The sequence below is a fragment of the Actinopolyspora mzabensis genome (assembly GCF_900101095.1).
GTDB lineage: Bacteria > Actinomycetota > Actinomycetes > Mycobacteriales > Pseudonocardiaceae > Actinopolyspora > Actinopolyspora mzabensis.
The window spans coordinates 181,327-207,424 of record NZ_FNFM01000001.1 but is presented as its reverse complement, the minus strand read 5'-3'; the positions used below and the strand labels follow the sequence as shown (position 1 = coordinate 207,424).

The window sequence follows — 26,098 nt, the reverse complement described above, 5'->3', positions numbered from 1 at the left end:
GAGGTTGTCGATTTCTCGCGAAATCGCAGCGCCCGAGGATCACTCCAGACTGTCGGCCAGCTCCATCCAGCGGGACTCGATATCGTCCTTCTGCTCCCGCAGTTCGCGCAGCTGTGAGTTCAGTTCCTGCAGCCGCTCCGGTTCGGTGGCGGCCTCGGCAAGTTGGTTGTGCAGCTCCTCCTCGCGCCCGGAGAGCTTGTCGAGCTGACGTTCCAGCCGGGAGAGCTCCTTGCGCGTGGCGCGGTCCTGCGCACCGGACAAGCCACCCGACTTCGCCTTTCCGGTCTGCCCGGAATCGCCGGCGTCCTGCTGCCTGCCGAGGGACTGATCCCCGCTCTCCAGCAGCGAGCGACGCCTGTTCAGGTACTCGTCGATCCCGCCCGGCAGGTGGGTGATGCCGCCGTCCCCGAACAGCGCGACCACGTTGTCGCAGACCCGCTCCACCAGATAGCGGTCGTGCGAGACGACCACCAGGGTTCCGGGCCAACCGTCCAGCAGGTCCTCCAGCTGCTGCAGGGTGTCGATGTCCAGATCGTTGGTGGGCTCGTCGAGCACGAGCACGTTGGGCTCGTCCATCAGCAGCCTGGCAAGCTGCAACCTGCGGCGCTCACCGCCGGAGAGGTCCTCGACCCTGGTCCACTGCCTGCCCTTCCCGAAGCCGAACCGCTCACCCAGCTGGGAGGCGGTCAGCTCGTACTTGCCGAGCGTCACCTGCTTGGCGACGTCCTCGATCGCCTCCAGCACGCGCCACTTGCCGGGCAGGTCGTGCAGCTCCTGGGTGAGGTGCGCCAACCGGACCGTCTTGCCCTCGATCCGCTTGCCACCGTCGGGCTCCCGCTCGCCTGCCAGCAGCCGCAGCAGCGTCGTCTTGCCGGAGCCGTTGACCCCCACCACACCGACCCGCTCACCAGGTCCGAGCCGCCAGGTCACGTTGTCCAGCAGCTTGCGGTCGGCCACTCGGAGGTCGACGTCCTCCAGCTCGACCACCGTGTTGCCCAACCGGCGCTTGGCGAACGAGACGAGCTCCACGGTGTCCCTGGGTTCGGGGACGTCGGAGATCAGCGCTTCCGCCGCCTCCACCCGGAACTTCGGCTTGGAGGTTCGCGCCTTGGCGCCGCGCTGCAGCCAGGCGAGTTCCTTGCGGGCCAGGTTGCGGCGTTTCTCCTCGGTCTGCTGCGCGATCCTGGCGCGCTCCGCCCTGGCGTAGACCCAGTCGGCGTAGCCGCCCTCGTACTGCTCCACCCGGCCGTCGACGACCTCCCAGGTGCGGTTGCACACCTCGTCGAGGAACCACCTGTCGTGGGTGACGATAACCAGTGCGCAGCGCCGCGAGAGGAGATGGTCGGCCAGCCAGCGCACCCCTTCGACGTCGAGGTGGTTGGTCGGCTCGTCCAGCACCAGCAGGTCGAGCTCGCGCACCAGCGCGGCGGCCAGCGCCACGCGGCGCCGCTCGCCGCCGGAGAACTCGGCGACCCTGGTCTCCAGACCGAGCCCGGTCATGCCGAGCCCGTTGAGCACGGAGCGAACCTTCGGGTCGGCGGCCCACTCGTGCTCGGCGGTGAAGCCCTGCGGATCGAGCACCGCGTTGCGCACGGTGGCGTCGGCGGGCAGCTCGGTGCGCTGGGTCACGACCGCGCTGCGCAGATCGCGGGTGTGGTTGACCCGCCCGGCGTCGGGTTCTTCGATGCCGGTCAGAATCTCGAGCAGGGTCGTCTTGCCACCGCCGTTGAGACCGACGACCCCGATGCGGTCGGTCTCGGTCACGCCGAGCGAGACTCCGTCCAGCAGCGGGCGGACCCCGTGGCTCTTCTCGACCGATTCCAGGTTGATCAGGTTGGCCATCGAGTGTTGGTCACTCCGTCGAATTCGAGTATGCGCGGAACAGGCCGCGGACGTTGCGGGTCCGGACCATCGATTTCATTGCGCGGGCGGGTGGGTGTGCGGCCGGGACCACCGGCGGGCAGGGCGCCTGTGACCACGGCGCGGGGTCGGCGTCACACCCGACCCGGATTCACGCGTGCACCTGCGGCGGAGTGGGAGGGCGATCGACGTGCTCGTCGCCGACCAGCCGTGCGCCCGGAACGGGTCCCTGCGCCACTCGTACCGTCCGGCAGACCCCGGCACCGGAGAGCTCGGCGGCGACGCGCACCGCCTCCTCCCCGTCGGTACACAGGAAGGCGCAGGTCGGACCGGAGCCGGACACGACCCCGGCCAGCGCCCCCGCGTCCACCCCGGCACGCAGCGTGCGCCGCAGTACCGGCCGCAGCGAGACCGCCGCGGCCTGCAGATCGTTGCCCAGCAGCAGGGCGAGCTCACGTGGGTCTCCCGAGGCCAGTGCCTCCAGCAACGGTTCGACCTCGCCCACGCGATTGTCCGAGTTGCGCCGCAACCGGTCCAGCTCGGTGTACACCTCCGGTGTCCCGAGGCCTTCGCCGTGCAGCGCGATCACCCAGTGATAAGTGTGGCGGGCCAGCACGGGAACCAGTCGCTCGCCGCGTCCGGTGCCGAGAGCGGTACCGCCCTGCAGGGCGAACGGCACGTCGCTGCCCAGTCGGCTCGCTATCTCGGAGAGCTCGTCACGACCGAGTTCGAGCTTCCACAACGCGTTCAGCGCGAACAGCGTGGCGGCGGCGTCGGCGCTACCGCCCGCCATGCCGCCCGCGACCGGTATTCCCTTGTTGATGGAGATGTGGACACCGGTCTCGTCGGGATCCCTGCCACTGGCGCGGGCGAGTTCGAGTACGGCTCGCCACGCCAGGTTGTCGGAATCCAACGGCACGCTTTCCGAACCCTCGCCGTGCACCTCGATGCCCGGCTCGTCGGAACTGCGTACCGTGATCTCGTCGGTCAGCGACAGCGCCTGGAAAACGGTCACCAGCTCGTGATAACCGTCCTGGCGACTGTCACCGACCGAGAGATGCAGGTTCACCTTCGCCGGGACCCGGACGGTGATCGGGGTAGGTACCACGGACAGCACACCCCCAGGGTACGTGTTCGTGCCGCGCACGTTCAGGTGTGCGTGCGCCCGGGTCCCGAGCGGTCGTGCGATCAGCTCGCGGGGATGACGGACTTGCCGCCGTACTGCTCGTTGATGAAGTCCTTGACCTCCTGGGACTGCAGCATGTCGACGAGTTTGTCGATGCGCGGATCACCCTGCATCTCGGAGTTGGTCACCACCCCGTTGACGTAGGGGTTGTTCTCGGTCGACTCCAGGGCCAGCGGGTCGTCCAGATTGGCCTTGAGGGCGTAGTTGCCGTTGACCACGGCGAACCGCACGTCCTGCAGCGAGCGCGGGATCTGGGCGGCCTTGAGCTCCTCGATCCGGAGGTTCTTCGGGTTGTCGACGATGTCGCGGACATCGGTCTCCTCGGCCGCGCCCTGCTTGAGCTCGATCAGCCCCTTGGACTGGAGCAGCTTGAGCGCCCGTCCCCGGTTGGAGGGATCGTTGGGAATCATGACGGTGGCGCCGTCGGAGACCTTGTCCAGCGAGTCGATCTTCTTGGAGTAGATGCCCAACGGCTCCAGGTGCACGGGGGCGACCCACTGCAGGTCACCACCGCGCTCCTCCTTGTACTCCTCGAGGAACGGCTTGTGCTGGTAGTAGTTGGCGTCCAGCGACCCGTTGGCCGTGGCCGCGTTGGGTCTGTTGTAGTCGCTGAACGTCTCGATCTCGATTTTCAGGTCCTGCTCGGCGGCGAGGTTCTCCTTGACGAACTGCAGGATCTCGCCGTGCGGCTGCGCGGTGGCACCGACCTTGATCGCCGCGTTCGGGTCGTCCTGCGCGGCCGAGCCACCGCCGCAACCCGCTAACGCGAGCGTGCAGGTGGCGAGCACTGCGGCGAGAAGTTTGGTACGCATCGAAGGTCCTTTCGGATCTCGGTTCGGCGGCGTCCGCCGCCTTGCCGGCACGCGAGGCCGGTCGGTTTCTTCGGTTTTGTCGGGTTTCATCGGGCGGCTCTCGGCCAGGTGAGCAGGCTCGACACGTCGAGCCGCGGGAACTCACCGGAAGAAGCGAAAACCGCTGGGTCTCACGCCCCGGGGGCGGTGGGCTCAGACGTTGGTGGCCGCACGCCTGCGGTCGACCAGCTTGGTCACCCAGTCGGTGAGCAGCTGCATTCCCCAGGCCAGGATTCCGAGCAGCACCACCGAGACGTAGAGCACACGATCGTCGTAGGCGTTGTAACCGTCCAGGATCGCGGTGGCACCCAGCCCGCCGCCCGCGATGGCGCCCGCCATCGCGGCATAGCCGATCAACGCGAGCATGGTCACCCCGACCGCGCCGACCAACGCCGCTCGCGCCTCGCTGAGCAGCACTGTCCACACGATCCGGAACTTGCCCGCTCCGGTGGTGACCGCGGCCTCCACGATCGCCGAATCCACTTCGCGCAACGCGTTGGAGGTCAACCGCGCGAAGAACGGCACCGCGGCGATGGCAAGCGGCACGATCGCCGCGCTGCTGCCGAACGCCTGCCCCATCAGCAGCCGGGTCAGCGAACCGACCACCACCAGCAGCACCACGAACGGGATCGAACGCGTCACGTCCACGACCGCGCCGAGCACCCGGTGCACCAGCGGTTTGGGGGTCAGTCCCACGTGTGAGGTCATGTGCAACCAAACCCCCAACGGCAGACCGCCGACCACACCCACCAAGGTCGACATCAGGACCATGTAGAGGGTCTCGACAGTCGCGGGACGTACCAGTTCCAAGACCTCCGACCAGGGGGTCACGTCACTCACGCGGCAACTCCATCAACGCTCACGGGAGCGCGGCGCACATGCGCGTCGCGCTCGATCATCCACTTCAGCGCGGACTCGGAACGTTCACCGGACAGCCCGACACGGAATTTGGCGACAGGCGTGTCCCCGAGCCGCGTCAGTCCACCGCCGAGAATGGACAGCTCCACCCCGAACCGGCTCGAGGCCTCGGGCAGCAACGCACCCACGGCCGCGAAACCGACCAGCACCACCTCGGCGACGACGTCGTGCCCGCCGGAATCGAGCTGCAGCGTGCTCGCCTGGTCGGTCTCGGGCAACAGGGTCGAACCGATCCGGCTGCCCGGTTCGGAAACGAGGTCCAGCACCTTGCCGTGCTCGACCACCCTGCCCTCTTCGAGAACGGCGACGTCGTCGGCGATACGTCGCACCACTGCCATGTCGTGCGTGACCACCAACACCGTCACACCCAGCTCGGAACGAGCGCGCTCCAACACGGTCAGCACCGAGTCGGTGGTACCGGGATCCAACGCCGAGGTCGGCTCGTCGGCGAGCAGCACCGAGGGCTTCGCCGCCAGCGCACGCGCCACGGCGACCCGCTGCCGCTGCCCACCGGAGAGGTGGTCCGGATAAACCGAGGACTTGTCGGCCAGGCCCACCAGGTCGAGCAGCTCGGCGACCCTACTGCGACGCTGGGCCGCAGGCACCTTCGCCGACTCCAGCGGCAGGGCGACGTTGCCCGCCGCGGTGCGCTGCCGCAGCAGCGAGTCCCCCTGCGGAACCACACCGATCCGGCGCCGCGCCGCGCGGAGCTTGCTGCCCTCCAACGAGACGAGATCGGTCCCGTCCACGCGGATGGCTCCGCTGTCCGGTTTCTCCAGCAGGGCGATGCAGCGCGCGAGAGTGGACTTACCGGCCCCGCTGGTCCCCACGACTCCGCAGACGGAACCGTCCGGCACCTGCAGGCTCACGTCGTCGAGCGCCGCCACCGAGGTGTTGCTCTGGGTGAAGGTCTTGGTCAGGTTTTCGACTGTGATCACGATCGAACTCCGCTTCAGCTCGCCTCGGCCGCGGACGTGCGAGGGCGCACGCGAAGACCGGGTGGAAAGTAACCAGGGGCCAGTACGGGATCAGACGTGGCGCCGACAGGCGGTCGTGGTACGCCGCCCGAGATCGACAACACGACGCTCCGTCAGGCCGAGGCGGATAGCCACGGGCAGCGTCTTGGCGCTTGCGGTGGAACTCAGAGACAAATCAACTCCATCGTTCCTGGCGGTAGCACCTGCCCGATCCGGGTGGTTGCTGCGGCGTCGTCGAGCCAGATCTCTCGGCCGCTCGGGATGGACTCCGCGGAAGAGTAAACATCATCGATTCCGCTGGGCGCAAGTTGATGTGAGTCACTTCCCGCCGTTTGTCGCATTCGTCACTAACACTTTCGGCCGTACGGAAATCGGAAGTGGTGACAAGTCGTGTTCGAATGAACACGAAAAACAGCGACGGAAAAGGAGGGCCGTATCCCCAGGTCAGAGCGGGAGCGGAGCCGAATTCCCGATCAGGTTTCGGTTTCCGCGATCCCCGCCAGAGCGGCGAACTCGGTGATGTGGAGTTGTTCTCCCCTCGCGGCCGGATCGATCCCGGCCGCACGCAACAGCCGCTCCGCGCGTTCCGAAGAGCCCGCCCAACCCGACAGCGCGGAACGAAGCGTCTTGCGGCGCTGCGCGAAGGCCGCCTCCACCACGGCGAAGACGCGGTCGCGGTCGATCTCAGCGGGCGGTTCGTGGCGGGTGAAAGCCACCAGTCCGGAATCCACGTTCGGCACCGGCCAGAACACGTTACGCGAGACCGAACCCGCACGCCGCACATCGGCGTACCAGGCGCACTTCGCGCTGGGGGCGCCGTAACGACGACTGCCCGGCTCGGCGGCCATGCGGTCGGCCACCTCGGCCTGCACCATCACCAGGCCGTGCCGCAACGAGGGCAGCTCGGCCAGCAGCCGCAGCACCACGGGAACCGCCACGTTGTAGGGCAGGTTCGCCACGAGTGCCGTCGGCGCGCGTTCGGGGCCACCGAACTCGGCCGCGCTCAACCGCAACGCGTCGCCGTTGATCACACGCAGTCGCTCGGCCAGCGTCGGGGCGTGGTCGGTAACGGTGGCCGAGAGGCGGTCGGCGAGCGCGGAATCGATCTCCACCGCGGTCACCGCGCCTGCCGCGCCGAGCAGGCCCAGAGTCAGTGAGCCGATGCCGGGACCGACCTCGAGTACCACGTCGTCGGAGTCGATACCGGCGGTGGCGACGATGCGTCGCACGGTGTTGGGATCGTGTACGAAATTCTGCCCCAGTTTCTTGGTGGGACGAAATTCGAGCCGCTCGGCCAGTCCTCGAACCTCGGCCGGACCGAGCAGGCGGACTGCGGACGGCTGTTGCTCCACGCCGTCGAAACTAGCAGGCCGAATTCCACCGACCGCGCCGGGACTGCGGGGGGACGCCGATTTCTCGCGAAATCGCCGCGCCACTTCGACACAGGCCGAACTCCGACCACTCCCGCAGGGCGAACCCCGACCACTCACGCAGTCGGCACCGCCGCGGGTTCTCCCGTGCGGCTCTCGTGAGGACGCCGGAGATGTTGTGTAGTACCTACCCGATGTCTCCGGATCCGCAACGAGAGCCGTGCGGGAGGTTCCGCCACGGCACCACCATGGCAACCCGAGCGGAAAACTTCGATCAGGAGAGGCCGAGTTGGGAGGAGCAGGAGGGCCAGGCCCCGTATCCACCGCGCGCGTCGCGCACCTTGGTGGCGACGGCGATCTGCTGCTCCCTGGTGGCCTGGTGCGGGTACGCGGCGTACTGGTCGCCGCCGTAGGCGTCCCAGGTCGACTTGTTGAACTGGATACCGCCGTAGTACCCGTTGCCGGTGTTGATGTGCCAGTTGCCGCCGGACTCGCACTCGGCCAGCTTGTCCCAGACACCGCTGTTCGGCGGCTGCTTGCCGCCGACGCGCACGACCTTGGGCTCGGCCTCGGTGACCACCTTCTCGCCGACGGTCTCCCGCTTGACCTCTTCGCCGTTGCGGGTGGTCACCCGGGTGAAGACGATCTTCTCACCGGCGCTTCCCTGCTTCTCGACCTTGCGCTCGCCCTTGAACATCGAGTCGTCGACGATCTCCTTGACCGGCGGCTCGATCTTCTCCCGAACGTTGACGGTCGAGATACCGGTGCGGTCGATGCGCACCTCGGCGCCGTCGCTGATGCGCTTCCCGGAACCGGGTGTGACCTCGTCGTTCTCGTCGACCTGCAGGCTCTGCTTGTTGAGCAGTTCCTCGACCGTGACGGCGGTGGTGGTCAGCTGCCTGGGCTTGTTGCCGCCGTCGACGATCGTGATCGACTTGGCGGTCTTGACCTCCAGGCTCATGCCCTCCTCGGGCACGGGCATGGTTCGCTTGGCGGAGACCGAGGCGCCGTCGGTGGGAACGCCGAGCTGACGCAGCGCCTGGCCCACCGTGACCGAACGAACCCACTCCTCCCGGGTCTGCCCGTCGACGGTGAGTTCGATCTTCCTGCCGCGGTCGAGCGAGATGGTCTCGCCGTGCTCGACCTTGGAGCCGAGCGAGGGACTGAGGGCGTCGTGCTTGTCGACCTCGATGCCCTCGTCCTCGAGCACCTCACCCACAGTGGACTCGTAGGTGCTGACCTCGCGTTCCTTGCCGTCCACCTCGACGGTGACCGACTTGTCCATCGCGGCGGCCGCGCCGCCCGCACCGGTGATGGACAGGATCACCGCCGCCACCGCGCTCTTGAGGAAGCGGCGCTTCCAGGTGCCGATCGCCTCGGACAGCTCCGGCGAGGGCGCTTCCAGGTCCTCGGGGGAGACCGAGTCGGACAACGGCAGCGGCGGCATCACCGTCGTCTCGGCGTTGAGCAGCCTGATCAGCTCGTCGACCTCGAGGTCGGCGTCGGCCATCAGGTCCTCGACGTCGGGGCCGAGGATCTCGTAGAGGTCCTGCGGGGTGATGCTCAGTGCACCGGGGGGAAAACTCGGGTGATCCTGCGCCGGGTAGGGCTGTGCGTTCCCGGTCCGTTCCTCGGGGGGTTCCAGCACGCCGACGGCGGTGTGCCGCTCGCCGGGCACCGCCGGGGTGAACCAGTCCGTCCCGTCGAGTGTGTTCTCCCGGCGGGCGTACTGCCCGTGGCCCGAGGGCTGCTCACCGAAATAGCCGCGTTCGTTCACAGGGTCGTTACCTCCCGAAGGCGGGAAAGACGCGCCCGCTCCGTCCGGCAGGAAGCCGCCCCTTCGACTTCCGACCGACACGCGCGAGCACGTTACCTTCGTGCTTCGTGTCCGTATCCGACTCCCGTAGCCAGCGCCGCCAGCCGACCGTCGCGCCCGTGATCCGTGTTCCGAGCGGCGAGGGCAGGCTACCCCGACGTACACCGGCGAAGACTGCGGGCGTAATCCGTGACCGTGGTCATCGGTTTACGAGTTCGAGACTCTAGCGTGATGATCCGCGTGCTGCCAAGGATCACGAATTCGCTGTGATCTGAGTTACCGGGGCGAAATCGACTTCCCCAGCGCACAGGGCATCGGTGAAATTCACACGATCGAACCGAAATATGTCCGACCCTTGGCCGCTACACGCCATAACGCGCAGATCTCGACACCGCACGTGTTCGTCGATATCGGACACCTCGCACTATCGAGGGTTATCGGTTACCCGTACAGCGGTTTCCCGGCCCGCCCTGGACCTCCCAAGTCCGCACGGGCCGGGAACGGCAGCGCACCCCGCCGCGAAGTCCCACTAGCGCGGCAGTCCCAGCCGGCGGGCGCAGGAGGGCCAGGCTCCGTAACCGCCACGGGCGTCGCGCAACCGACTCGCGACCTCGATCTGTTCGGCGCGCGCGGCTCGGTGGGGATAGTGGGCGTAGCGCTCACCGCCGTAGGCGGCCCAGGTGCTGCGCAGGAACTGCAACCCCCCGTAATAACCGTTTCCGGTATTGATGTACCAGTTGCCGCCCGATTCGCACCGGGCCAACCGGTCCCACACCTTTCCCGGGGCCGTGCGCTGGTGCTCGGCGGCGACGGCAGGGGCACCGGCCCCCGGAATCGCGGTCAGGGCCACCGCCAGCAGAATCGCGCCGCGTGGAACGTGTCGAGCTCTCATGACCACCTTCTCGGCCGTGGTTCCGGGCAGCGGAGCATGCCCCGTCGAACCCTCGCGCCGGAGCTCGCCCGAGCGGTGCGAACGAACTCCTGTCGGAGTTTCCGAACGGGGTTCACGGTGCGCCGATCGAGATCGGACCGGCGAGCACCGTCGAGCCCCCCATCCCGGCTTCCACTTCGGACGGTAGGAGCACGCGGCGTGGGCGCAAGCCGACATCACCGCGGCTGCTCGAGAAGGTGGTCGGAGAGTTACCGAGACTCAGGAAGCTGCTACACGATCGAGTTGGAAAACTCGCTCGGTAGTGGCCGTCAGAGCGACCGCCAGCTCCGCGACACCCGTCTCGCGCAGTTCGGCAAGGTCACGAACGGTGTAGTTTACGCAGTACGGCTCGTTGGGCCTGCCGCGAAACGGGTGCGGCGTCAGGAACGGCGCGTCGGTCTCCACGAGCATCTGCTCCACCGGCACGAGGGCCGCCGCTTCCCGGAGGCCACGCGCGTTCGCGTTGCGGAAGGTGGCCGTACCCGCGAACGAGAGCACGTAACCGGCTGCCACGCAGCGGCGGGCGAAGTCGGCGTCCCCGGAGAAGCAGTGGAAGATCACCGTCTCGGGAGCGCCCTCCTCGTCCAGGATGCGCAGGATGTCCTCGTGCGCGTCGCGGTCGTGGATCATGAGCGGCTTGCCGACCCGCTTGGCGAGGTCGATGTGCCAGCGGAAGGCCTCCTGCTGCGGCTCCGGCGGGGAGTAGTCCCAGTAGTAGTCGAGCCCGGTCTCCCCGACCGCGACCACCCTGGGATCACGGACCAGCTCGGCCAGCGTTTCCCGCTCGTACTCGCCGAGGTCCTTGGCCCTGGTGGGGTGGAGCGCGACCGCGGCGTAGACCCGCTCGTCCCAGCCCGCGGCGGAGACCGTCCACTTCGCCGACTCGATGTCGTCGGCCACCGTCACCACCCGGCCGACCCCGGCGGCCTCGGCCCGGTCCACCATGCGGCGAACGTCCGCCGCCTCGACCGCGCCGCAGGCGTCGAGATGGGTGTGCGCGTCCACCACCGGGGCGGGCAGCGCCTCGGGTTCCGGCGGGGGAGTTCGTTTGTCGCCCTTGCTCACGCCACCATTCTGCTGGTGAGACGGCCGTCACAGCCCGGCCCCCGGCGAGCCGGGGACACGGCAGTGAAAGGCCCGGCCGCTCCGGTGGGAACGACCGGGCTGGAAACGCGCGAACTGGGAACGTGCCGGTGGGGACTCCGTCGCCGGATCAGCTCTGGATCGGCGCCCACTCCGGACCGGTCTCGGCCAGCTCGGGATCGAGCTTGCCGAACAGCGGCGTCGGCTTGCTCAGCGGGGTGCCGACCCCGATCGGCCGGGACTGCCAGCTGGCCTGCTCGGAGGCGTAGTCGCCGGTCAGGATCGGATAGGAGCGGTCGGCGACGTCCAGATCCGCGACCTCCTGCAGCTGCGGCTGCGCGGCCCAGGTCCCGGTACCGCCCAGCAGCTCGTGCACCTGCTGCGCCGAGTGCGGCAGGAAGGGCGTGAGCAGCGTGTTGGCGTCCGAGACCAGCTGCAACGCGGTGTGCAGGATGGTGTCGCGGCGTTCCGGGTCGTCCTTGCGCTTCCAGGGTTCCTGCTCGGACAGGTACTTGTTGGCCGCCGAGACGACCCGCATCGCCTCCTGGGTGGCGGCGCGGAACCTGGAACGCCGCAGGTGCCCGCCGACCACGTCGAAGGCGTCGCGGGCCATCGTCTTGAGCTCCTCGTCGGCCGCCTCCGGAACGCGGGGTTCGGGGACGGCGCCGACGTTCTTGGCAGCCAGCGAAACCGCCCGGTTGACCAGGTTCCCCCACTCGTTGGCGAGTTCGAAGTTGATCCTGCGGACGAACTCGTCCCAGGTGAAGTCGACGTCCTGGGTCTCGGGGCCCGCCGCCGAGATGAAGTAGCGCAGCGCGTCCGGCCCGAACTCGCGCACGAAGTCGCGTACGTAGATCACCGTGCCCCGCGAAGTGGAGAACTTGGAGCCGGTCATGGTCAGGAACTCACTGGAGGCGATCTCGGTGGGCAGGTTCAACTCGCCGTAGGGACCCGCGTTCCCGCCTCGGTCCCCGGCCCCGTTGTGTCCCATCAGCAGGGCGGGCCAGATCTGGGCGTGGAAGGTGATGTTGTCCTTGCCCATGAAGTACACCCGCAGCGCCTCCGGGTCGTTCCACCAGGCACGCCATGCCTCGGGATCGCCGGAACGCCTCGCCCACTCGACGCTGGCCGAGAAGTAGCCGATCACCGCGTCGAACCAGACGTAGAGCCGTTTCATCGACTGCTCGTCCCACCCCTCCAGCGGGACCGGAACTCCCCAGTCGAGATCGCGGGTGATCGGCCTGGGCCGCATGTCCTCGACGAGGTTGCGGGTGAAGTTCAGGACGTTGGAACGCCAGTCGGTACGCGTGGACAGCCACTTGCCGAGCGACTCGGTGAAGGCGGGCAGGTCCAGGAAGAGGTGCTCGGTCTCCACGAAGCGCGGCACTTCCCCGTTGATCCGGGAGACCGGGTTGCGCAGTTCGGCCGCGTCGAGCTGGTTGCCGCAGTTGTCGCACTGGTCGCCGCGGGCACCGTCGTGATCGCAGATCGGGCAGGTGCCCTCGATGTAGCGGTCGGGCAGGGTGCGGCCGGTGGAGGGACTGACCGCTCCGGTGGTGCTCTTGGGGACGATGTAGCCGTTGCGGTACAGGGCCAGGAAGATCTGCCGCACCACCTGGTAGTGATTGCCGGTGGTGGTGCGGGTGTAGAGGTCGTAGCTGACCCCGAGCGAGCCCATGTCCTCGGCGATCACCCGGTGGTACTTGTCCACCAGCTCCCGCGGGGTGAGGCCCTCCTTCTCCGCCTGCACCTGGATCGGGGTCCCGTGCTCGTCGCTGCCGGAGACCATGAGCACCTTGTTCCCGGCCATTCGGTGGTACCGCGAGAAGACGTCCGAGGGGACACCGATTCCGGAGACGTGACCGATGTGTCGCGGCCCGTTCGTGTAGGGCCAGGCCACTGCGGTAAGGACGGGGGTACTCATGGTTCACAGCCTACGTAAACCCGCATCGGGAACTCGAGCGGGTTTGTCGCGTAACCGCCCCGGAACTGTCCGATGTCGCAGCAGGGCAACCGGCACGCACCCCGGCGGGATGACTCGCCGCTCCGCCGGGTGCCTCGGTCGGGAGCACCGGGGACGCCGGGGCGGGGCCACCCGGAGGTGGAAGCGGACCGCGCGGTGAACGTTGGTCGCGCCGGAGCGGCCCCGTAGACTGCCCGCATGGCCGATTCGCCGTCATCCAGCCCACCGGAAACGCGACCACCGGGCGAGCTGGCCGAGGCCACCCGCGACGAAGCGGCGTTGACGCGTTTCCTGCGCGGGCTGCCCGGCATCGACGCGGTGGGGCTCGAACAGCGGGCCGCCGCGCTGGCCGGGCGTGCCGTCAAGGGGGAAGCCAAGCTGCGCGCCATCGACCGCGCGGTGGGCATGGTGGACCTGACCACGCTGGAGGGTGCGGACAACGCGAGCAAGGTGCGCGCGTTGGCGGCAAAGGCCCGCACACCCGATTCGCGGTTCCCGGACGTTCCCCGGGTGGCCGCGCTGTGCGTCTACCCGGATCTGGTCACCGAGGCGGTGACGGCGCTGCGCGGTTCCGGGGTCGGGGTCGCTTCGGTGGCGACCGCGTTCCCCTCGGGCCGCTCCACGCCGCGCGCCAAGCTGGCCGAGGTGGAGCTGGCGGTGGAATCGGGTGCCGACGAGGTGGACATGGTCATCGACCGCGGTGCTTTCCTCGCGGGTGAGTACGGCCGGGTGTTCGACGAGATCGAACAGGTCCGGGCCGCGTGCGGTCCCGCCCACCTGAAGGTGATCCTGGAAACCGGCGAGCTGGGCGGCTACGACAACGTGTGGCGGGCGAGCTGGCTGGCGCTGCTGGCGGGAGCTGATTTCGTCAAGACTTCCACCGGCAAGGTCTCCCCCGCCGCGACCCTGCCGGTGACCCACGTGCTGTTGCGGGCGGTACGCGAGTGGCGGGATCGAACCGGGCAGTCGCGCGGGGTCAAACCCGCTGGCGGAATCCGCACCACCAAGGACGCGATCCGCTACTTGGTGGCGGTTCGGGAGGTGGCCGGACCGGACTGGTTGACACCCGAGCTGTTCCGGTTCGGGGCGTCCGGACTGCTCAACGACCTGCTGATGCAGCGCGAAACGCAACTTCACGGCCACTACAGTGGCCCCGACCAGGTGACGGTGGATCTTTGACGGAGCCCGACCCGAACCCCCTGGAGTACGCGCCCGCCCTCGAATCCGCGACGGTCGCCGCACTTCGGGAGCGCTACCGCCCGTTCATCGGCGGGGAGTTCACCGACGGCAGCGGTGCGGTGTTCTCCAGCGTGAATCCGGCGACCGGAGAAACGCTGGCCGAGATCACGGGCAGTGCTGAATCCGATGTGGACCGAGCGGTGAATGCGGCCGAGGACGCCTTCCGAGGCCACTGGGGCTCGATCAGCGGTACCGACCGGGCCAAGTACCTGTTCCGGATCGCCCGGCTGCTGCAGGAACGTTCCCGGGAACTGGGGGTGCTGGAGACGCTGGACACCGGCAAACCCGTCAGGCAGGCGACGGAGTTCGACCTGCCCAACGCGGCGGCGTGGTTCCTGCACTACGCGGGCTGGGCGGACAAGCTGGACCACGCCGGATTCGGCCCCTCCCCCGCACCGCTCGGCGTGACCGGGCAGGTGGTCCCGTCGAACTTCCCACTGCTGCTGCTGGCGCAACGGGTCGCGCCGGCCCTCGCCTGCGGGTCCACCGTGGTCGTCAAACCATCCGAGCGGACACCGCTGACCGCGCTGGTGTTCGGCGAGATCTGCGAGCAGGCCGGTCTACCCTCCGGAACGGTCAACGTCCTGCCCGGCGACTCGGAGAGCGGGGCGAGTCTGCTGGCACATCGCGGGGTTCGGCACGCGGTCTTCACCGGTTCCACCGAGGTGGGCGAACGGGTGCGGCGCGACCTCGCCGGCCGGGGCAAGCGAGTCACGTCCGAACTGGGCGGCGACGGGGTCAACATCGTGTTCGCCGACGCCGCGCCCGAGGAGGCGGTGCGGAGCGTGGTCGAGGGCGCCTTCTTCAACCAGGGGCGCGTCCGCTGCGCGGGCTCGCGGCTGCTGGTGGAGGAGTCCGTGGCCGAGGAGTTCGTGGCCCGGCTGCGCGACCGCATGGCTGAGCTGCGGGTGGGCGATCCGATGGATCGCAACACCGATGTGGGGGCACTCGGCTCGTCGGCGGAGGTGGAGCGGCTCTCCGAGCTGGTGGAGCGCGGCGTAGCGGAGGGGGCAACTCGTTGGACCGTCCCGGCGACGCCGCCGCGACACGGCGACTTCATGGCTCCCACCCTGCTGACCGGCGTGCAGCAGTCCATGAGCGTGGCGCGGAGGGAGGTCTTCGGGCCGGTGCTTTCGGTGCTGACCTTCCGCACCGCGCGGGAGGCCGTCACCAAGGCCGACAACACACCGTACGGGCTGGCCGCGGGCGTGTGGAGCGAGAAGGGCTCCCGGGCGCTGTGGACCGCGCGCGAGCTCCGTACCGGAGTGGTGTGGGCCAACACGTTCCACCGGTTCGACCCGACCGCGCCGTTCGGTGGGCGCGGCGAGTCCGGGAACGGCCGTGTGGGCGGCGCAGCGGGTCTGGAGGCCTATCTCGATGTCTGACGACGAGGCGCGGTTGAGCACGCGGAAGAGGGTGACGGTGCCCAAGACCTACAAGCTCTACGTGGGCGGGTCCTTCGCCAGGTCCGAGTCGGGCCGGGTCGTCGCGGTCGCCGACGCGGACGGGGCGTTCCGGGCGAACGCGGCGAAGGCCTCGCGCAAGGACGTGCGCGACGCCGTGGCCGCGGCCCGCAAGGCGTTCGACGGCTGGTCCGGTGCCAGTGCCCACAACCGGGGGCAGGTGCTGTTCCGGGTCGCCGAGATGCTCGAGGGGACGCGGGACCGGTTCACCGCCGAGGTGGCGGCGACCGAGGGGCTGTCCGCGACGGAGGCGGCGAACGCGGTGGACACCGCCGTGGACCGGATGTTCTGGTACGCGGGCTGGACCGACAAGCTCGGCGTCCTGCGGGGTGGTGTCGACCAGGTGGCCGGGCCGTACACCGTGCACAGCACCCCGGAACCCGTGGGCGTGGTGGGGGTGGTGGCTCCCAGGCAGTCCTCGCTGCTTGGCCTGGTCAGCGTGCTGGCTCCGGTACTGGTCGCGGGAAACTGCGCGGTGGTGCTCGTGGATACGGAACTGGCGGTGCCCGCCGTGAGCCTGTGCGAGGCACTGGCCACTTCGGACGTACCCGGTGGGGTGGCCAACGTGCTCACCGGGGACCCCGCCGAGCTGGTCTCACGGCTGGCATCGCACTCCGATGTGGACGCGCTGGATCCGAGCGGAGCGGACGAGTCCCTGCGTGGCGAGCTGGAAGAGACCGCCGCCGGGAGCGTCAAGCGGGTACTCGACACTCCGCTCGTGGAACCGGACTGGAGCACCGCGCCCGGCACGAAACGGTTGCGGGCCCTCACCGAGCTGAAAACGGTGTGGCACCCGATCGGGGAGTGACCCCGGCGCTCCGCGATTTCTCGCGAAATCGCGGAGCGGGCGCTTGGCTACCGGGCGGTGGTTCCGGAGGACCGCCCGGCACGCTCAGGAACTCCCGACACCACCGGGCCTGGGATCCACGATCCGGTTGCCGCGGATGGTGCGGGCCAGCAGGGCCACCGTGGCGAGCAGGAACACCGCGGCGAGAGCGAAGGCGGACCAGCGCGGCATCGTGACCAGCACCGGCTCCGCGCTGACCATTCGCTCGATCCAGTCCGCCCCGAACGGTGCGAGCACCAACGTCGCCAGCGCCCCCAGCCCGAACCACAGTCGCCGCTCGACGCTGTGGAGCTCGGTCGCGGCGCGCATCGCCAACAACAGCGGCACCACCAACAGCGCCAGCAGGGCGAGGATCCCGACGAGGCTGCCGGTGGTCAGTGTGACCTCGCTCGTGGTGACGGCCGGCACCGCCAACTCCGCCGCGCACAGCGCCAACGCGGCGACCAGCAGCACACTCGGGCGCAGCACGGCCCGCCGAGGGGAACCGGCGAACGCGCCGAACTCCTCGGCCACACGCGCCGCGTACTCCCCCGGCGTGCCGAACGCCTCAACCGGGTCCTGCCCGGTTTCGGCCACGTGGGTCTCCACCTCGGCCAGCACGTCCCCGATCCGAGCACCCGGCACCTCGCGCATTCGCAGCGCGAACAGCAACTCGTTGCGGTACTTCTCCGACGATCCCGTGCTCATGAGCTCATTCCCCGTTCCAGTACAGCGGTGGCGTTCTTGGCGAACTCGGTCCACAGCGGCCCCTGCTCGGCCAGCACCGCACGGCCCTGCTCGGTGAGCAGGAAGAACTTCCGGCCCGGACCGCCGGCTCCGGCACGCCACTCGCTGCGTACCAATCCTTCCGAGTCCAGGCGGTTCAGCAGCGGGTACAGCGTTCCCGGCTTCATACCGGGAAGTCCGGCCTCGTCGAGACGCCGAACCAGCGTGTAGCCGTAGTCCTCCCCGCTCTCGGCCAGCAGCGCGAGCACGGCGAGATCGAGCACCCCGCGCAGCCACTGCGTCTGTCGTTCCACCGATCTCTTCTCCGACACGACTAGAAAATAGCACCGACTAGTTTGTCTCGCCAAGTAGTAAACCGCGAAGTATACTGATCGGCGCTTGACTTTGCGCCGCAAAGTAAGTGAAACTTTGCGCCACAAAGTTCGGCTACAGGGGGCAGGAAATGAGCGAGGAACACACCTCCGACACCTCGACTCCGTCACCGGCGGAGATGCTGGCCATCACCGAGCGACAGCAGCAACGCGCCGAGCGAGCCCTCGACATCAACCCCGGACTGCTGTTCGGGGTGTGGGGCGCGGCCTGGGTACTGGGATTCGGCGAGCTCTACCTGACCATCGGGGACGAGCCGGTACTGCTCGTCCCCCTCTGGCAAGCACTGGGCATCTTCTTCGGCTGCCTGGGCGTGGCGGGCTTCATCACCGTCTGGCACCTCGCGAACAGCCTGCGCGGGCTGCGCGGCCCCACCCAGAAGTCGGGCGCGATGCACGGTTGGTCCTGGGCGCTGGCCTTCCTCGGGCTGGGGACGCTGATCGCCGCCACCTCACGGATGGGCATCTCCGATGACGGCTACGCCATGCTCTGGGCCAGCGGCTCCGGTCTGCTGGTGGGGCTGCTCTACCTCAGCGGCGGCGCGCTGACCGGGAGCTGGACCCAGTACTGCGTGGGGCTGTGGATCCTGGCGATCAACGCGGCCGGAGCCTTCACCGGCATCCCGAACCACTACCTGGTCATGTCGCTGGCGGGCGGCGGTGGTTTTCTGGTGGCGGGAACGGTGTTGACGCTGCGCGGACACGCGCGCACCGGGCCCTCCCCCAGTCACGAACGCCTGCCCGGAGAACCGGAATGAACCCTGCCGACGTCCGACTCGATCCGGTCATCCACGCCCAGGCCAGGCTGCGAGTGATGACCACTCTCGCGGCACTGCCCACCGAGGACCGGATCGCTTTCGGCCGGCTGCGGGAACTGCTGGACATGACGCCGGGAAACCTGATCACTCACCTGCGCAAGCTCGACGAGGCGGGCTACACCGCCAGCACCAAGACGGGATCCGGCCGCGGCACCACCTACGTGTACCTCACCGAGGCGGGGCGCACCGCCTTCGACCAGTACATGCGGCAACTGCGGGCTCTGTTGGAACCGGTCACCGAGGAGGGGGACTCTTGACCCGATACCAAGCACGCGCCATCGGCGTGTCACGCCGATTCGGTTCGCTGCACGCGCTGGACAACGTCGACCTGGACATCGCTCCCGGAGAGCTCCTGGGACTGTTGGGCCCCAACGGAGCGGGCAAGAGCACCCTGCTGAGCCTGCTCACCGGCCTGCGCTCTCCCGGCGCGGGCCGCGTCGAACTGTTCGGTGGTGACCCCCGCCAACCGCGCAACCGCGAACGGCTGGGAACCACCCCGCAGGAAACCGGCCTGCCGGACACGCTGCGGGTGGGCGAGATCGTGGAATTCGTCGCCGAGCACTACCCGAAACCGCTGCCGGTCGGTGAACTGCTGGAGCAGTTCGGACTCAGCGAACTCGCACGCAGGCAGGCCGGTTCGCTGTCCGGCGGACAGCAACGACGGTTGAGCGTGGCGCTGGCCTTCGCGGGCGATCCCGCCCTGGTGGTGCTCGACGAGCCGACCACCGGCCTGGACGTGGCCGCGCGCAACTCGCTGTGGGACGCGCTGCGCCACCACCAGCAGCGCGGAACGACACTGCTGTTGACCAGCCACTACCTGGCCGAGATAGAGGCCCTGGCCGAGCGGATCGTGGTGATGGACCGCGGCAGGGTGCTGGCCGACGGGCCGCAGCGGGAGATCAAGTCGCGGGTGCACACCCGGACCGTGACCGTGCGGGGAACCAACCTTCCGGAGCTGCCGGGGGTGGTGCGCTCCGAACTCGACGACGGGGCGCACCGACTGTTCACCCGCGACTCCGACCAACTGGTCCGCGACCTGGTGCGCAGCGGAGCGGACTTCGAGGACCTGAGCGTGACGGGGGCTTCGCTGGAGGAAGCGTTCACCGCGCTGACCGCCGAGGCGAACCCGATCGACGAGCACGCCGGGGGAAGAGCATGAGCGCCGTCCTGCTTTACACGCGCTACCAGTTCCGCGAAACGGTCCGGATCCCGATGGCCGCGCTGGGCACCCTCGCGTTCCCCACGCTGTTCATGCTGCTGTTCGTCGTCTCCAACCGCTCGGTCTCCGGCAACACCGCGGCGGCCACCGAAGCGGCGGGGCAGATGTCGATGTTCGCGGTGATCAGTGCCTTCGTGTTCAACCTCGGCGCCGGGGTCGCCGAGGATCGCGCCAAGGCATGGCACAGCTATCTGCGGACGCTGCCCACCGGCCCGCTGGCGCAGCTCGGTGGCAGGTTGTGCAACGCGCTGTGCTTCGCACTGCTGTCGCTGATACCGGTGGGACTGACGGCGGTGCTGTTCACGGCGGCCGAGGCTTCGGCGATCGAGGTGGGCACGACGGTGTTCGCACTGGTCCTCGCGGGCGTACCGTTCGCCTTCCTCGGGCTCGCGGTTGGGTACTCCATGCCGCTCAAGGCGGCCATCCCCACTGTCCAGCTGACACTTTTCCCACTGGCGTTCGCGGGTGGCCTGTTCCTGCCGCCGAGCGTGTTCCCGGCCTGGCTGGACAGGATCTCGAACGTACTTCCGACCAGGGCGGCCCGCGAGCTCGTACTCGGCGCGCTGACCGGAGGCGGGCCGCCGCTGACCGCGTCGGCCGTCGCCGTGGGCTGGACGGCCGCGCTCGGAGCGCTGGCGGTGTTCACCTTTCGCCGCGACGAGGGCAGGCGGTTCCGCTGAACCGGATCCGCTACCGCCCCCGGGGCGCGTGAATTTCCCACGAAATCACCGCACCCCGGCTGGGCGGTTCGGTGGGTTCAGCGGATCTGCCAGTCCAGTCTGCCGTCCTCGGTCACCGTCGGCCTGCTGTAACCGGCGGAACGGCCCTCGGTGAGCGCGCGGTGCACGTCGGCCAGCATCGAGGCCAGATCTGCCCACAGCGGCGGCCCGACACGGCTCATCTCCTGTTCCCACTCCAGCACGCAGCCACGCAACGGGCCGGGCCGCAGATCCACCACCAGTTCGTCGGCGAACCCGTCCCCGGCGATCGGGATCCAGGCCGGGTGGAAGCTCCTTCCCGCCGAACCGGCGTAGTAGTCACAGGCGGGCCGGTGCCAGTTGGCCGCCCAGGTCTCCCGCAATTCGCACCAGACCCGCCACGCCCCCGACGCGCCGTAGGGCGTGTAGAACGGCGGCAGCACATCGGTCAACGAGCCGGATTCGGTTCCACCGCAGCAGGCCCACCACTCCTTGAGCTGCTGGGGAAGCGTGAGCTCGAACTCCGATTCGAAGTCGGCCATGTCCGGGGGCGGCAGGGCCTGCTTGAGTTCGGCAGCGGTCGTCGGCGCGTACTCGGCGAGCCAAAGTGTGATTTTGGTCCACAGCAGCGTGACATCCATTCACCTCATGATCGGTGTGGAAATCGCTGAGCGGTACCGCCAACAGTGAGGTGGGGAGCGGTCCGTTCGGCGTGTCCGCTCGCGGGGGACCCGGCCACTCGATGCGGGAAGGGTCGCTGGGCCGAGCGGTTCCGCCGTGCCATCTCCCGGAGGAAGGCGCGAGGTCGCCACCCGTTGTCGGCCCTACCGGCGCGAGAGACGGCTGGGGGTTCCGCCGAGCGAGCACCCCGACGAGCCGACGGGAGAACTTCGATGAGGTAGCTTGGGGTTCCTTGCTTCGATGCGTCCCGACTCGGGTACTCGGTTCGCCGAGTGTTCGGGCCCACCAGGGTGAGCCATTGAACAAGGGCCCTGGTGCGAGCCGGCTACACACGGTACGACACCGTATCGGCAATCGAATCCCCATCCCGTAGGCTTCGGCAGCGTCCGCTACGGCGACCGGAGGTAGCAAGATGGCGCAGGACATCGTCCCGATCGAGCTCGGGCTGCCGCAGGGCGATCTGGTCACCCTCTGGGCTCCCCGATGGCGCGAGGACGGCGAGGAGTGGGAAGCCTTCCTCGGCCACGAAGAGAATCTGTACGCGTTTTCCGACCCGGCCCACCTGGCCGCCTTCGTGCGATCCGGCGCGGCCAACGACCTGGACGATCACCCGGCCTGGTACGTCGTCCCAGCCCTCTCGGCTGTGGACCTCAGTCCGGACGAGGACCATCAGTACGACCTGGTCGGTGTTCCGGAACTCATCGCCGAGCCCCCGGACACCTGGACCATCAACGAGCTCTCCGAGATCGTGGAGATGGCGCGTTCGCTGGCCGAGGTCTGCGAACTCGACACGGTAACCGAGGTGCTGCAGGACGCCGAGGGATTCGATCTGCTCGGGGAGGGCACCCTGCCGTTCAGCGGCAAGGAGGGCCAACGTCGCTGGAACCGGATCTGCCGGGTGGTGGCCGACCGGTGGGACGAGCTGCTGGACGCGATCGACGGGGTCGTGGCGAGTCCCGAGGTGGATGCCACCGCCGTCTCCGAGGCCGAGAACGAGCTGGCCGAGGAACTACCGGAGGAGACCGAGGACGCCGAATCGGACGCGGGCACGGGCTCCGAGCACGAGGAGCCGGGCGAGACCGAGCACAGCGGTGAGGCGGACGAGCACGGTGAGACCGGGGAAGAGGAAGCGGGCTTCTGGCGCGAGATCGGTATCGATCCGATCAAGATCATAACCGGTGGCCGGGAGTACTACTCACTACGCTGCTTCCTGGGCGAGGAGCCGGTCTTTCTCGGTTCGGACGGCAGCATCGACGCCTGCACCTCGCCGAGGGCTCTGGCGCGCTACCTGGCCGAGGACAAAGTGGACAACACCGACCTGGCGCGGGTCGCGACCTGGCAGCAGGTCAAGAACGCGGCCACCGCGGGTGAGCTGGAGATCGAGGTCGAGCCGGACAACACCTACGTGCTGACCGGACTGGACGAGGATCTGGCCGAGGGACCGTCCGAGATCGACCCGAACCAACTCGACCTGGCCGAGGAGCTGCTGACCGACGCGGCCTCCTGGGCGGGGGACGAGAGCGTGGAGAACGCACTGGGCTCCTCGGAACGCCTGGGATGGATGCTGTCCTACGTGCTCCGCCCCGACCCGAACCGGCTGCCCCCCACCCCGCCGTTCGACCACGAGGTAGCGGCGTGGCGCGAGTTGGTGGAAAGCTTCGAGGCGAGGCTGCGGGTGCACTGAGCGGAGTTCCCCGCCCCCGCTCACCCGAGGGCGCGGTCGTCGAGGTCCCCGCCGGTTCGCACTCCGATGAGGTGTGAGTGGACACTCGCGCCGCGGCGCTTCTCCGCCACCGGAGTGCGCCGCGGCCTCCTGCGGCGGGGTGCGGGCGCGAGCGTCCCGGCACCGGCAGGCGACCGGGGCGTACGTCGCTCGACGAGCAGCTTCCACCGCACGAATGACTCCGCGCCATACTTTCGGGGTGGCGGCCCGGTTCGCCGTCGGCTCGGCGGCACCGCGGGTCCGCCCTACTGTTGAACTCGCGGCCACCTTCGTGCAAGAATTGATCACGCTGCGCGATCACAGCTCGTTGGAGAAGCCAGGACAGGGGATCGTACAGTGCGATACGGGTTCATGATGACCCGCGCGGAAGACCGTAAAAGTGGTGTAATTACTCCGTTCGAGGGAACAATCGCCACCGTCTTCGTGGAAAATGCCGGGGGGCATATGCCCAACGGACCCCCTACTCGCTACGCTCCAATAGTCCTCTCCCTCCCCCTCGACGAAGGACGACCTTTGCCGTGAACGAGAACAGCCAAGACACGGTGTCGTTCGACCGTATGCGGAACATGCTGACGCGGGCAGCGGAGATCCGCGAAAGCGAACAGCAGCAGATCTTCGACGCTCTCGACGAGATCAACGCCCGGATGTCGCCGCTGGAGTCCCTCGGCTCCGTACGCAAACGGCTGTCCGAGCTGCCGGATCGCACCGAAGTCAGCGTGCTCGCCGAACGACTCGACGAGGCACTGTCCAAACTGGAAGCCCAGGAGAACGCGATCTCCGGCCTGAACAGCCAGGTCGAGGGTCTCGCCGACAAGCTGGCCAAGCCGTTCGCGCAACTCGACGGCAGGCTGGACGGCATGGCGGGACGTTTCGACGGCGTCACGGGCCGCATGGACGGCTTGGAGGACAGGCTCTCCCACGTCCACAATCGACTCGAAGAGCTGGGACAGCACCTGGATCAGCAAGACACCCGCTTGCAGGAGGTTCCCGGCTCCGTCCAGGAACCGCTCAAGGAGCGTCTCGACCAGATGGAGACCAGCCTGCGCGGGCGGTTCGCCGAGATCGACGAGGGTGTCCACGAGCACCTCGACGGCACCAGGGAATCGTTGCAGCGCTCGGTGAGCGACGCGGCTCAGGAAGTCCGCAACGGCATCGGCGAGACCCTGTCCGAGAACGCCGAGAAGGTCAACGGCAAGCTGGACGCGCTCGCGGAGCGCCCGGCCGTGGACCCGACCGAGCGGCTGCAACAGCTCGCCGACCGACTGGAGTCGCTGGCCGGCAGGCTGGACCAGGTATCGGGCCGGATCGACTCGGTCGAGGAGAACGTCAACAGTCGCATCGACTCCGTCGAGAGCGGTGTCACCGAACGGATCGGCGACGTCGGCAGCACCCTCGGTGAGGACCTCTCGCAGCTGCGGGGAACCCTCTCCGAGCGTCCGGACTCGGAATCGCTGGACTCGCTGGTGCGCAACGCCAACGAGGAGAGCGAGCGCAAGCACGCCGGCCAGTTGGACGAGGCCATGGCGACCTTCGCCGAACTGATCCTCGGCGGCGGGGCCCCCTCGAACAACAACGCGGTCTCGCCGCCGACGACACTGCCCCGGCAGCAACAGCAGCGTCGCAACCGTTCCAAGAGCGCCAAGCGCGACTCGGACAAGGCGAGCGGTTCGGACGAGCTGGACGACGACTACACGGCCGACAGCGCCTGATCGGACACGAATACCGACTCCCGCCGGAGCACGGCCCCGGGCAAGCGGCGCCGCATGCCACCGGGGCGCATCTCCGGCGATGTCGGCACGGGGAACGGGGATCGACGGGGACCACACGGTGTGGCGCCCACCGGGTCGGAAGCGACCCCGTGGGTGTCACACCGCCACGTCGGAACCTGTCACGCGTTCCAGCACCACCGGATCGGTCCGAACCTCGCCGTAGGTGATCTCGTAGGCACCGTGCAGTCGGCGCGACGCTTCCTCGATCGTAGCCGGATCCTCGGTGTGCAGTTCGAACAACGGTTCGCCCCCGGACACCGGGTCACCTGGTTTGGCCAGGCAACGTACGCCCGCGGCGTGCCGTACCTCGTCCTCCTTGCGGGCCCGTCCGGCGCCCAACAGCCACGCGGCGGCACCGACCGCACGAGCGTCCAACGTGGCGAGATTCCCGCTCCGCGGCGCGTACAAGGTGTGCACGTGCGCGGCGACGGGGAGGTCCGCATCGGGGTCACCGCCCTGCGCGGCGACGAGCGCGCGCCACTTCTCGTATGCCGCCCCGGAAGCCAGCACTCCGGCGGGATCCACATCGGACATGCCACTGCTCGCCAGCATCTCGCGGGCCAGCGCGAGCGTGAGTTCGGTGACGTCGGAAGGTCCCTCTCCCCGCAGCACGCTCACCGCCTCGGTGACCTCCAGGGCGTTTCCCACCGCCACGCCCAGCGGCGCCGACATCGAAGTCAGCAGCGCGCTGGTGCGCACTCCGTTCTCGCCGCCCGTGGCGACCAGGGTCCTGGCGAGGCGTCTTACCTGCTCCGGTTCGGTCAGCAGGGCACCCGAGCCGCACTTGACGTCCAGCACCAGTGAGGCGGTTCCCTCGGCGAGCTTCTTGCTCAGGATGGAAGCGGCGATCAGCGGCACCGACTCGACCGTGGCGGTCACGTCCCGGAGCGCGTACATCCTGCTGTCGGCGGGGGCGATCCGTTCCGTGGCGGCGCAGATCACCGCTCCCACCTCGTCGAGATTGCGGTACAGCTCGGCAGTGGTGAGTCGAGCGCGCCAGCCGGGGATGGACTCCAGCTTGTCGAGCGTCCCTCCGGTGTGCCCGAGGCCGCGGCCGGAAAGCTGCGGCACGGCGGCCCCGCAGGCGGCCACCAGTGGTGTCAGCGCGAGGGTGATCTTGTCGCCGACGCCGCCGGTGGAGTGCTTGTCCACCGTGGGGCGGTCCAGGGCACCGAGGTCGAGCATCTCACCGGAGGCGGCCATAGCCGCCGTCCAACGCGCGGTCTCGGCCTCGTCCATGCCCCGGAGCAGGATCGCCATCGCCAACGCCGACATCTGTTCCTCGGCGACCTCACCCCGGGTGTAGGCGTCGATCACCCAGTCGATCTGCGCCGCCGAGAGCCTGTCCCCGTCCCGTTTGGCACCGATGATCTCCACGACACTGTGCGGCATGACACGCTCCGGTTCGGGCGTTGGGGCGGTGGACGGGGAGATTACCGGCCGACATCCCGGAAGAACAGCCGTGGCGAGCCCGTTCCGGACGAACGTCGCCGCACGCGGCGAGGCACGAGTGGGAACCCACGCGGGGACCGTGGCGGCGAGACGTCGGCGCGCGGGGACCAGGCGCCTCTCACCCCGGAGTGCGAACCCGG

22 protein-coding genes, 1 pseudogene and 1 riboswitch are annotated in these 26,098 nt (G+C 68.7%); of the genes and pseudogenes, 9 read left to right on the top strand and 14 right to left on the bottom strand.

All coding sequences use genetic code 11. The features are described from left to right. Positions 1 to 39 precede the first annotated feature (39 nt). The 10 genes and pseudogenes from BLR41_RS00910 to metG form a co-directional block, all read right to left on the bottom strand. Positions 40 to 1,842, bottom strand: coding sequence for an ABC-F family ATP-binding cassette domain-containing protein (locus BLR41_RS00910; RefSeq protein ID WP_092625394.1), 1,803 nt, complete (start codon positions 1,840 to 1,842; stop codon positions 40 to 42). 169 nt (positions 1,843 to 2,011) lie between these two features. Next, positions 2,012 to 2,968: a 4-(cytidine 5'-diphospho)-2-C-methyl-D-erythritol kinase gene (locus BLR41_RS00905; RefSeq protein WP_176797748.1), complete on the bottom strand. Its 957-nt coding sequence runs from the start codon at positions 2,966 to 2,968 to the stop codon at positions 2,012 to 2,014. Positions 2,969 to 3,048: 80 nt separating this feature from the next. Further along, positions 3,049 to 3,858, bottom strand: a complete 810-nt coding sequence (locus BLR41_RS00900; RefSeq protein WP_092625390.1) for a MetQ/NlpA family ABC transporter substrate-binding protein — start codon at positions 3,856 to 3,858, stop codon at positions 3,049 to 3,051. A 192-nt stretch (positions 3,859 to 4,050) separates the two neighbouring features. Continuing rightward, the gene (locus BLR41_RS00895) at positions 4,051 to 4,737 is read right to left on the bottom strand and encodes a methionine ABC transporter permease (protein ID WP_092625388.1); all 687 of its coding nucleotides are present in this window, start codon (positions 4,735 to 4,737) and stop codon (positions 4,051 to 4,053) included. Beyond that, the gene (locus BLR41_RS00890; protein ID WP_092625386.1) at positions 4,734 to 5,753 is read right to left on the bottom strand and encodes a methionine ABC transporter ATP-binding protein; all 1,020 of its coding nucleotides are present in this window, start codon (positions 5,751 to 5,753) and stop codon (positions 4,734 to 4,736) included. The genes BLR41_RS00895 and BLR41_RS00890 overlap by 4 nt, the downstream gene beginning before the upstream one ends. Before the next feature lie 217 nt (positions 5,754 to 5,970). After that, a riboswitch (SAM riboswitch) is annotated at positions 5,971 to 6,060 on the bottom strand. A 205-nt stretch (positions 6,061 to 6,265) separates the two neighbouring features. After that, complete coding sequence (gene rsmA / locus BLR41_RS00885; protein WP_092625384.1) at positions 6,266 to 7,144, bottom strand: 16S rRNA (adenine(1518)-N(6)/adenine(1519)-N(6))-dimethyltransferase RsmA; 879 nt, start codon at positions 7,142 to 7,144, stop codon at positions 6,266 to 6,268. Between the two features lie 292 nt (positions 7,145 to 7,436). Beyond that, a complete protein-coding gene (locus tag BLR41_RS23600; protein ID WP_176797747.1) occupies positions 7,437 to 8,939 on the bottom strand; it encodes a resuscitation-promoting factor in 1,503 nt (500 codons plus the stop codon). A gap of 568 nt (positions 8,940 to 9,507) precedes the next feature. Beyond that, positions 9,508 to 9,759: pseudogene (locus BLR41_RS00875) on the bottom strand (transglycosylase family protein); the annotation flags it as partial. 369 nt (positions 9,760 to 10,128) lie between these two features. Next, positions 10,129 to 10,974, bottom strand: coding sequence for a TatD family hydrolase (locus BLR41_RS00870; RefSeq protein WP_092625380.1), 846 nt, complete (start codon positions 10,972 to 10,974; stop codon positions 10,129 to 10,131). Between the two features lie 148 nt (positions 10,975 to 11,122). Further along, positions 11,123 to 12,916, bottom strand: coding sequence for a methionine--tRNA ligase (gene metG, locus BLR41_RS00865; protein ID WP_092625378.1), 1,794 nt, complete (start codon positions 12,914 to 12,916; stop codon positions 11,123 to 11,125). A 237-nt stretch (positions 12,917 to 13,153) separates the two neighbouring features. Here metG and deoC point away from each other — a divergent pair, with 237 nt between their 5' ends. The 3 genes from deoC to BLR41_RS00850 are packed head-to-tail and all read left to right on the top strand — an operon-like array spanning position 13,154 to position 16,465. After that, complete coding sequence (deoC, locus tag BLR41_RS00860) at positions 13,154 to 14,134, top strand: deoxyribose-phosphate aldolase (protein WP_092625376.1); 981 nt, start codon at positions 13,154 to 13,156, stop codon at positions 14,132 to 14,134. Then, on the top strand, positions 14,131 to 15,579 hold the full coding sequence (locus tag BLR41_RS00855) for an aldehyde dehydrogenase family protein (protein WP_092625374.1): 1,449 nt from the start codon (positions 14,131 to 14,133) through the stop codon (positions 15,577 to 15,579). The genes deoC and BLR41_RS00855 overlap by 4 nt, the downstream gene beginning before the upstream one ends. Then, positions 15,572 to 16,465: an aldehyde dehydrogenase family protein gene (locus tag BLR41_RS00850; protein WP_092625372.1), complete on the top strand. Its 894-nt coding sequence runs from the start codon at positions 15,572 to 15,574 to the stop codon at positions 16,463 to 16,465. Before BLR41_RS00855 ends, BLR41_RS00850 begins: the two co-directional genes overlap by 8 nt. Positions 16,466 to 16,549: 84 nt before the next feature. Here BLR41_RS00850 and BLR41_RS00845 read toward each other — a convergent pair whose 3' ends face one another. Both BLR41_RS00845 and BLR41_RS00840 read right to left on the bottom strand, forming a co-directional pair. After that, positions 16,550 to 17,191: an HAAS signaling domain-containing protein gene (locus BLR41_RS00845; protein WP_092625370.1), complete on the bottom strand. Its 642-nt coding sequence runs from the start codon at positions 17,189 to 17,191 to the stop codon at positions 16,550 to 16,552. After that, positions 17,188 to 17,523, bottom strand: a complete 336-nt coding sequence (locus tag BLR41_RS00840) for a PadR family transcriptional regulator (protein WP_176797746.1) — start codon at positions 17,521 to 17,523, stop codon at positions 17,188 to 17,190. The genes BLR41_RS00845 and BLR41_RS00840 overlap by 4 nt, the downstream gene beginning before the upstream one ends. Before the next feature lie 149 nt (positions 17,524 to 17,672). Between BLR41_RS00840 and BLR41_RS00835 the strand changes: the two genes are divergently transcribed. From BLR41_RS00835 to BLR41_RS00820, 4 genes are read left to right on the top strand one after another with little or no spacing between them, the layout of a single operon-like run. Further along, positions 17,673 to 18,356: a hypothetical protein gene (locus tag BLR41_RS00835; protein ID WP_092625366.1), complete on the top strand. Its 684-nt coding sequence runs from the start codon at positions 17,673 to 17,675 to the stop codon at positions 18,354 to 18,356. Continuing rightward, positions 18,353 to 18,673 (top strand): transcriptional regulator, encoded by a 321-nt coding sequence (locus BLR41_RS00830; RefSeq protein ID WP_092625364.1) that lies wholly within the window; start codon positions 18,353 to 18,355, stop codon positions 18,671 to 18,673. Before BLR41_RS00835 ends, BLR41_RS00830 begins: the two co-directional genes overlap by 4 nt. Next, positions 18,670 to 19,575, top strand: a complete 906-nt coding sequence (locus tag BLR41_RS00825) for an ABC transporter ATP-binding protein (protein WP_092625362.1) — start codon at positions 18,670 to 18,672, stop codon at positions 19,573 to 19,575. Before BLR41_RS00830 ends, BLR41_RS00825 begins: the two co-directional genes overlap by 4 nt. Then, positions 19,572 to 20,315, top strand: coding sequence for an ABC transporter permease (locus tag BLR41_RS00820; protein ID WP_092625360.1), 744 nt, complete (start codon positions 19,572 to 19,574; stop codon positions 20,313 to 20,315). The genes BLR41_RS00825 and BLR41_RS00820 overlap by 4 nt, the downstream gene beginning before the upstream one ends. A 77-nt stretch (positions 20,316 to 20,392) precedes the next feature. Here BLR41_RS00820 and BLR41_RS00815 read toward each other — a convergent pair whose 3' ends face one another. Further along, entirely contained in the window at positions 20,393 to 20,974 is a 582-nt protein-coding gene (locus tag BLR41_RS00815) for an SMI1/KNR4 family protein (RefSeq protein WP_092625358.1), read from the bottom strand. A gap of 452 nt (positions 20,975 to 21,426) precedes the next feature. On the opposite strand from BLR41_RS00815, the gene BLR41_RS00810 reads away from it, so the two are divergent. Both BLR41_RS00810 and BLR41_RS00805 read left to right on the top strand, forming a co-directional pair. Next, positions 21,427 to 22,698: a primosomal protein gene (locus BLR41_RS00810; RefSeq protein WP_092625356.1), complete on the top strand. Its 1,272-nt coding sequence runs from the start codon at positions 21,427 to 21,429 to the stop codon at positions 22,696 to 22,698. A gap of 557 nt (positions 22,699 to 23,255) precedes the next feature. Next, the gene (locus tag BLR41_RS00805) at positions 23,256 to 24,446 is read left to right on the top strand and encodes a coiled-coil domain-containing protein (protein WP_218119836.1); all 1,191 of its coding nucleotides are present in this window, start codon (positions 23,256 to 23,258) and stop codon (positions 24,444 to 24,446) included. Between the two features lie 156 nt (positions 24,447 to 24,602). Here the strand turns inward: BLR41_RS00805 and BLR41_RS00800 are convergent, their stop codons facing one another. After that, positions 24,603 to 25,898, bottom strand: a complete 1,296-nt coding sequence (locus BLR41_RS00800) for a thymidine phosphorylase (protein ID WP_092625354.1) — start codon at positions 25,896 to 25,898, stop codon at positions 24,603 to 24,605. Positions 25,899 to 26,098: the final 200 nt, after the last annotated feature.

Coding starts and splice junctions, on each gene's coding strand:
- BLR41_RS00800 (WP_092625354.1), bottom strand. CDS start 25,898: ATGCCGCACAGTGTCGTGGAGATCATCGGTGCCAAACGGGACGGGGAC.
- BLR41_RS00835 (WP_092625366.1), top strand. CDS start 17,673: ATGAGCGAGGAACACACCTCCGACACCTCGACTCCGTCACCGGCGGAG.
- BLR41_RS00810 (WP_092625356.1), top strand. CDS start 21,427: ATGGCGCAGGACATCGTCCCGATCGAGCTCGGGCTGCCGCAGGGCGAT.
- BLR41_RS00820 (WP_092625360.1), top strand. CDS start 19,572: ATGAGCGCCGTCCTGCTTTACACGCGCTACCAGTTCCGCGAAACGGTC.
- BLR41_RS00830 (WP_092625364.1), top strand. CDS start 18,353: ATGAACCCTGCCGACGTCCGACTCGATCCGGTCATCCACGCCCAGGCC.
- deoC (WP_092625376.1), top strand. CDS start 13,154: ATGGCCGATTCGCCGTCATCCAGCCCACCGGAAACGCGACCACCGGGC.
- BLR41_RS00815 (WP_092625358.1), bottom strand. CDS start 20,974: ATGGATGTCACGCTGCTGTGGACCAAAATCACACTTTGGCTCGCCGAG.
- BLR41_RS00845 (WP_092625370.1), bottom strand. CDS start 17,191: ATGAGCACGGGATCGTCGGAGAAGTACCGCAACGAGTTGCTGTTCGCG.
- BLR41_RS00850 (WP_092625372.1), top strand. CDS start 15,572: ATGTCTGACGACGAGGCGCGGTTGAGCACGCGGAAGAGGGTGACGGTG.
- BLR41_RS00910 (WP_092625394.1), bottom strand. CDS start 1,842: ATGGCCAACCTGATCAACCTGGAATCGGTCGAGAAGAGCCACGGGGTC.
- BLR41_RS00900 (WP_092625390.1), bottom strand. CDS start 3,858: ATGCGTACCAAACTTCTCGCCGCAGTGCTCGCCACCTGCACGCTCGCG.
- metG (WP_092625378.1), bottom strand. CDS start 12,916: ATGAGTACCCCCGTCCTTACCGCAGTGGCCTGGCCCTACACGAACGGG.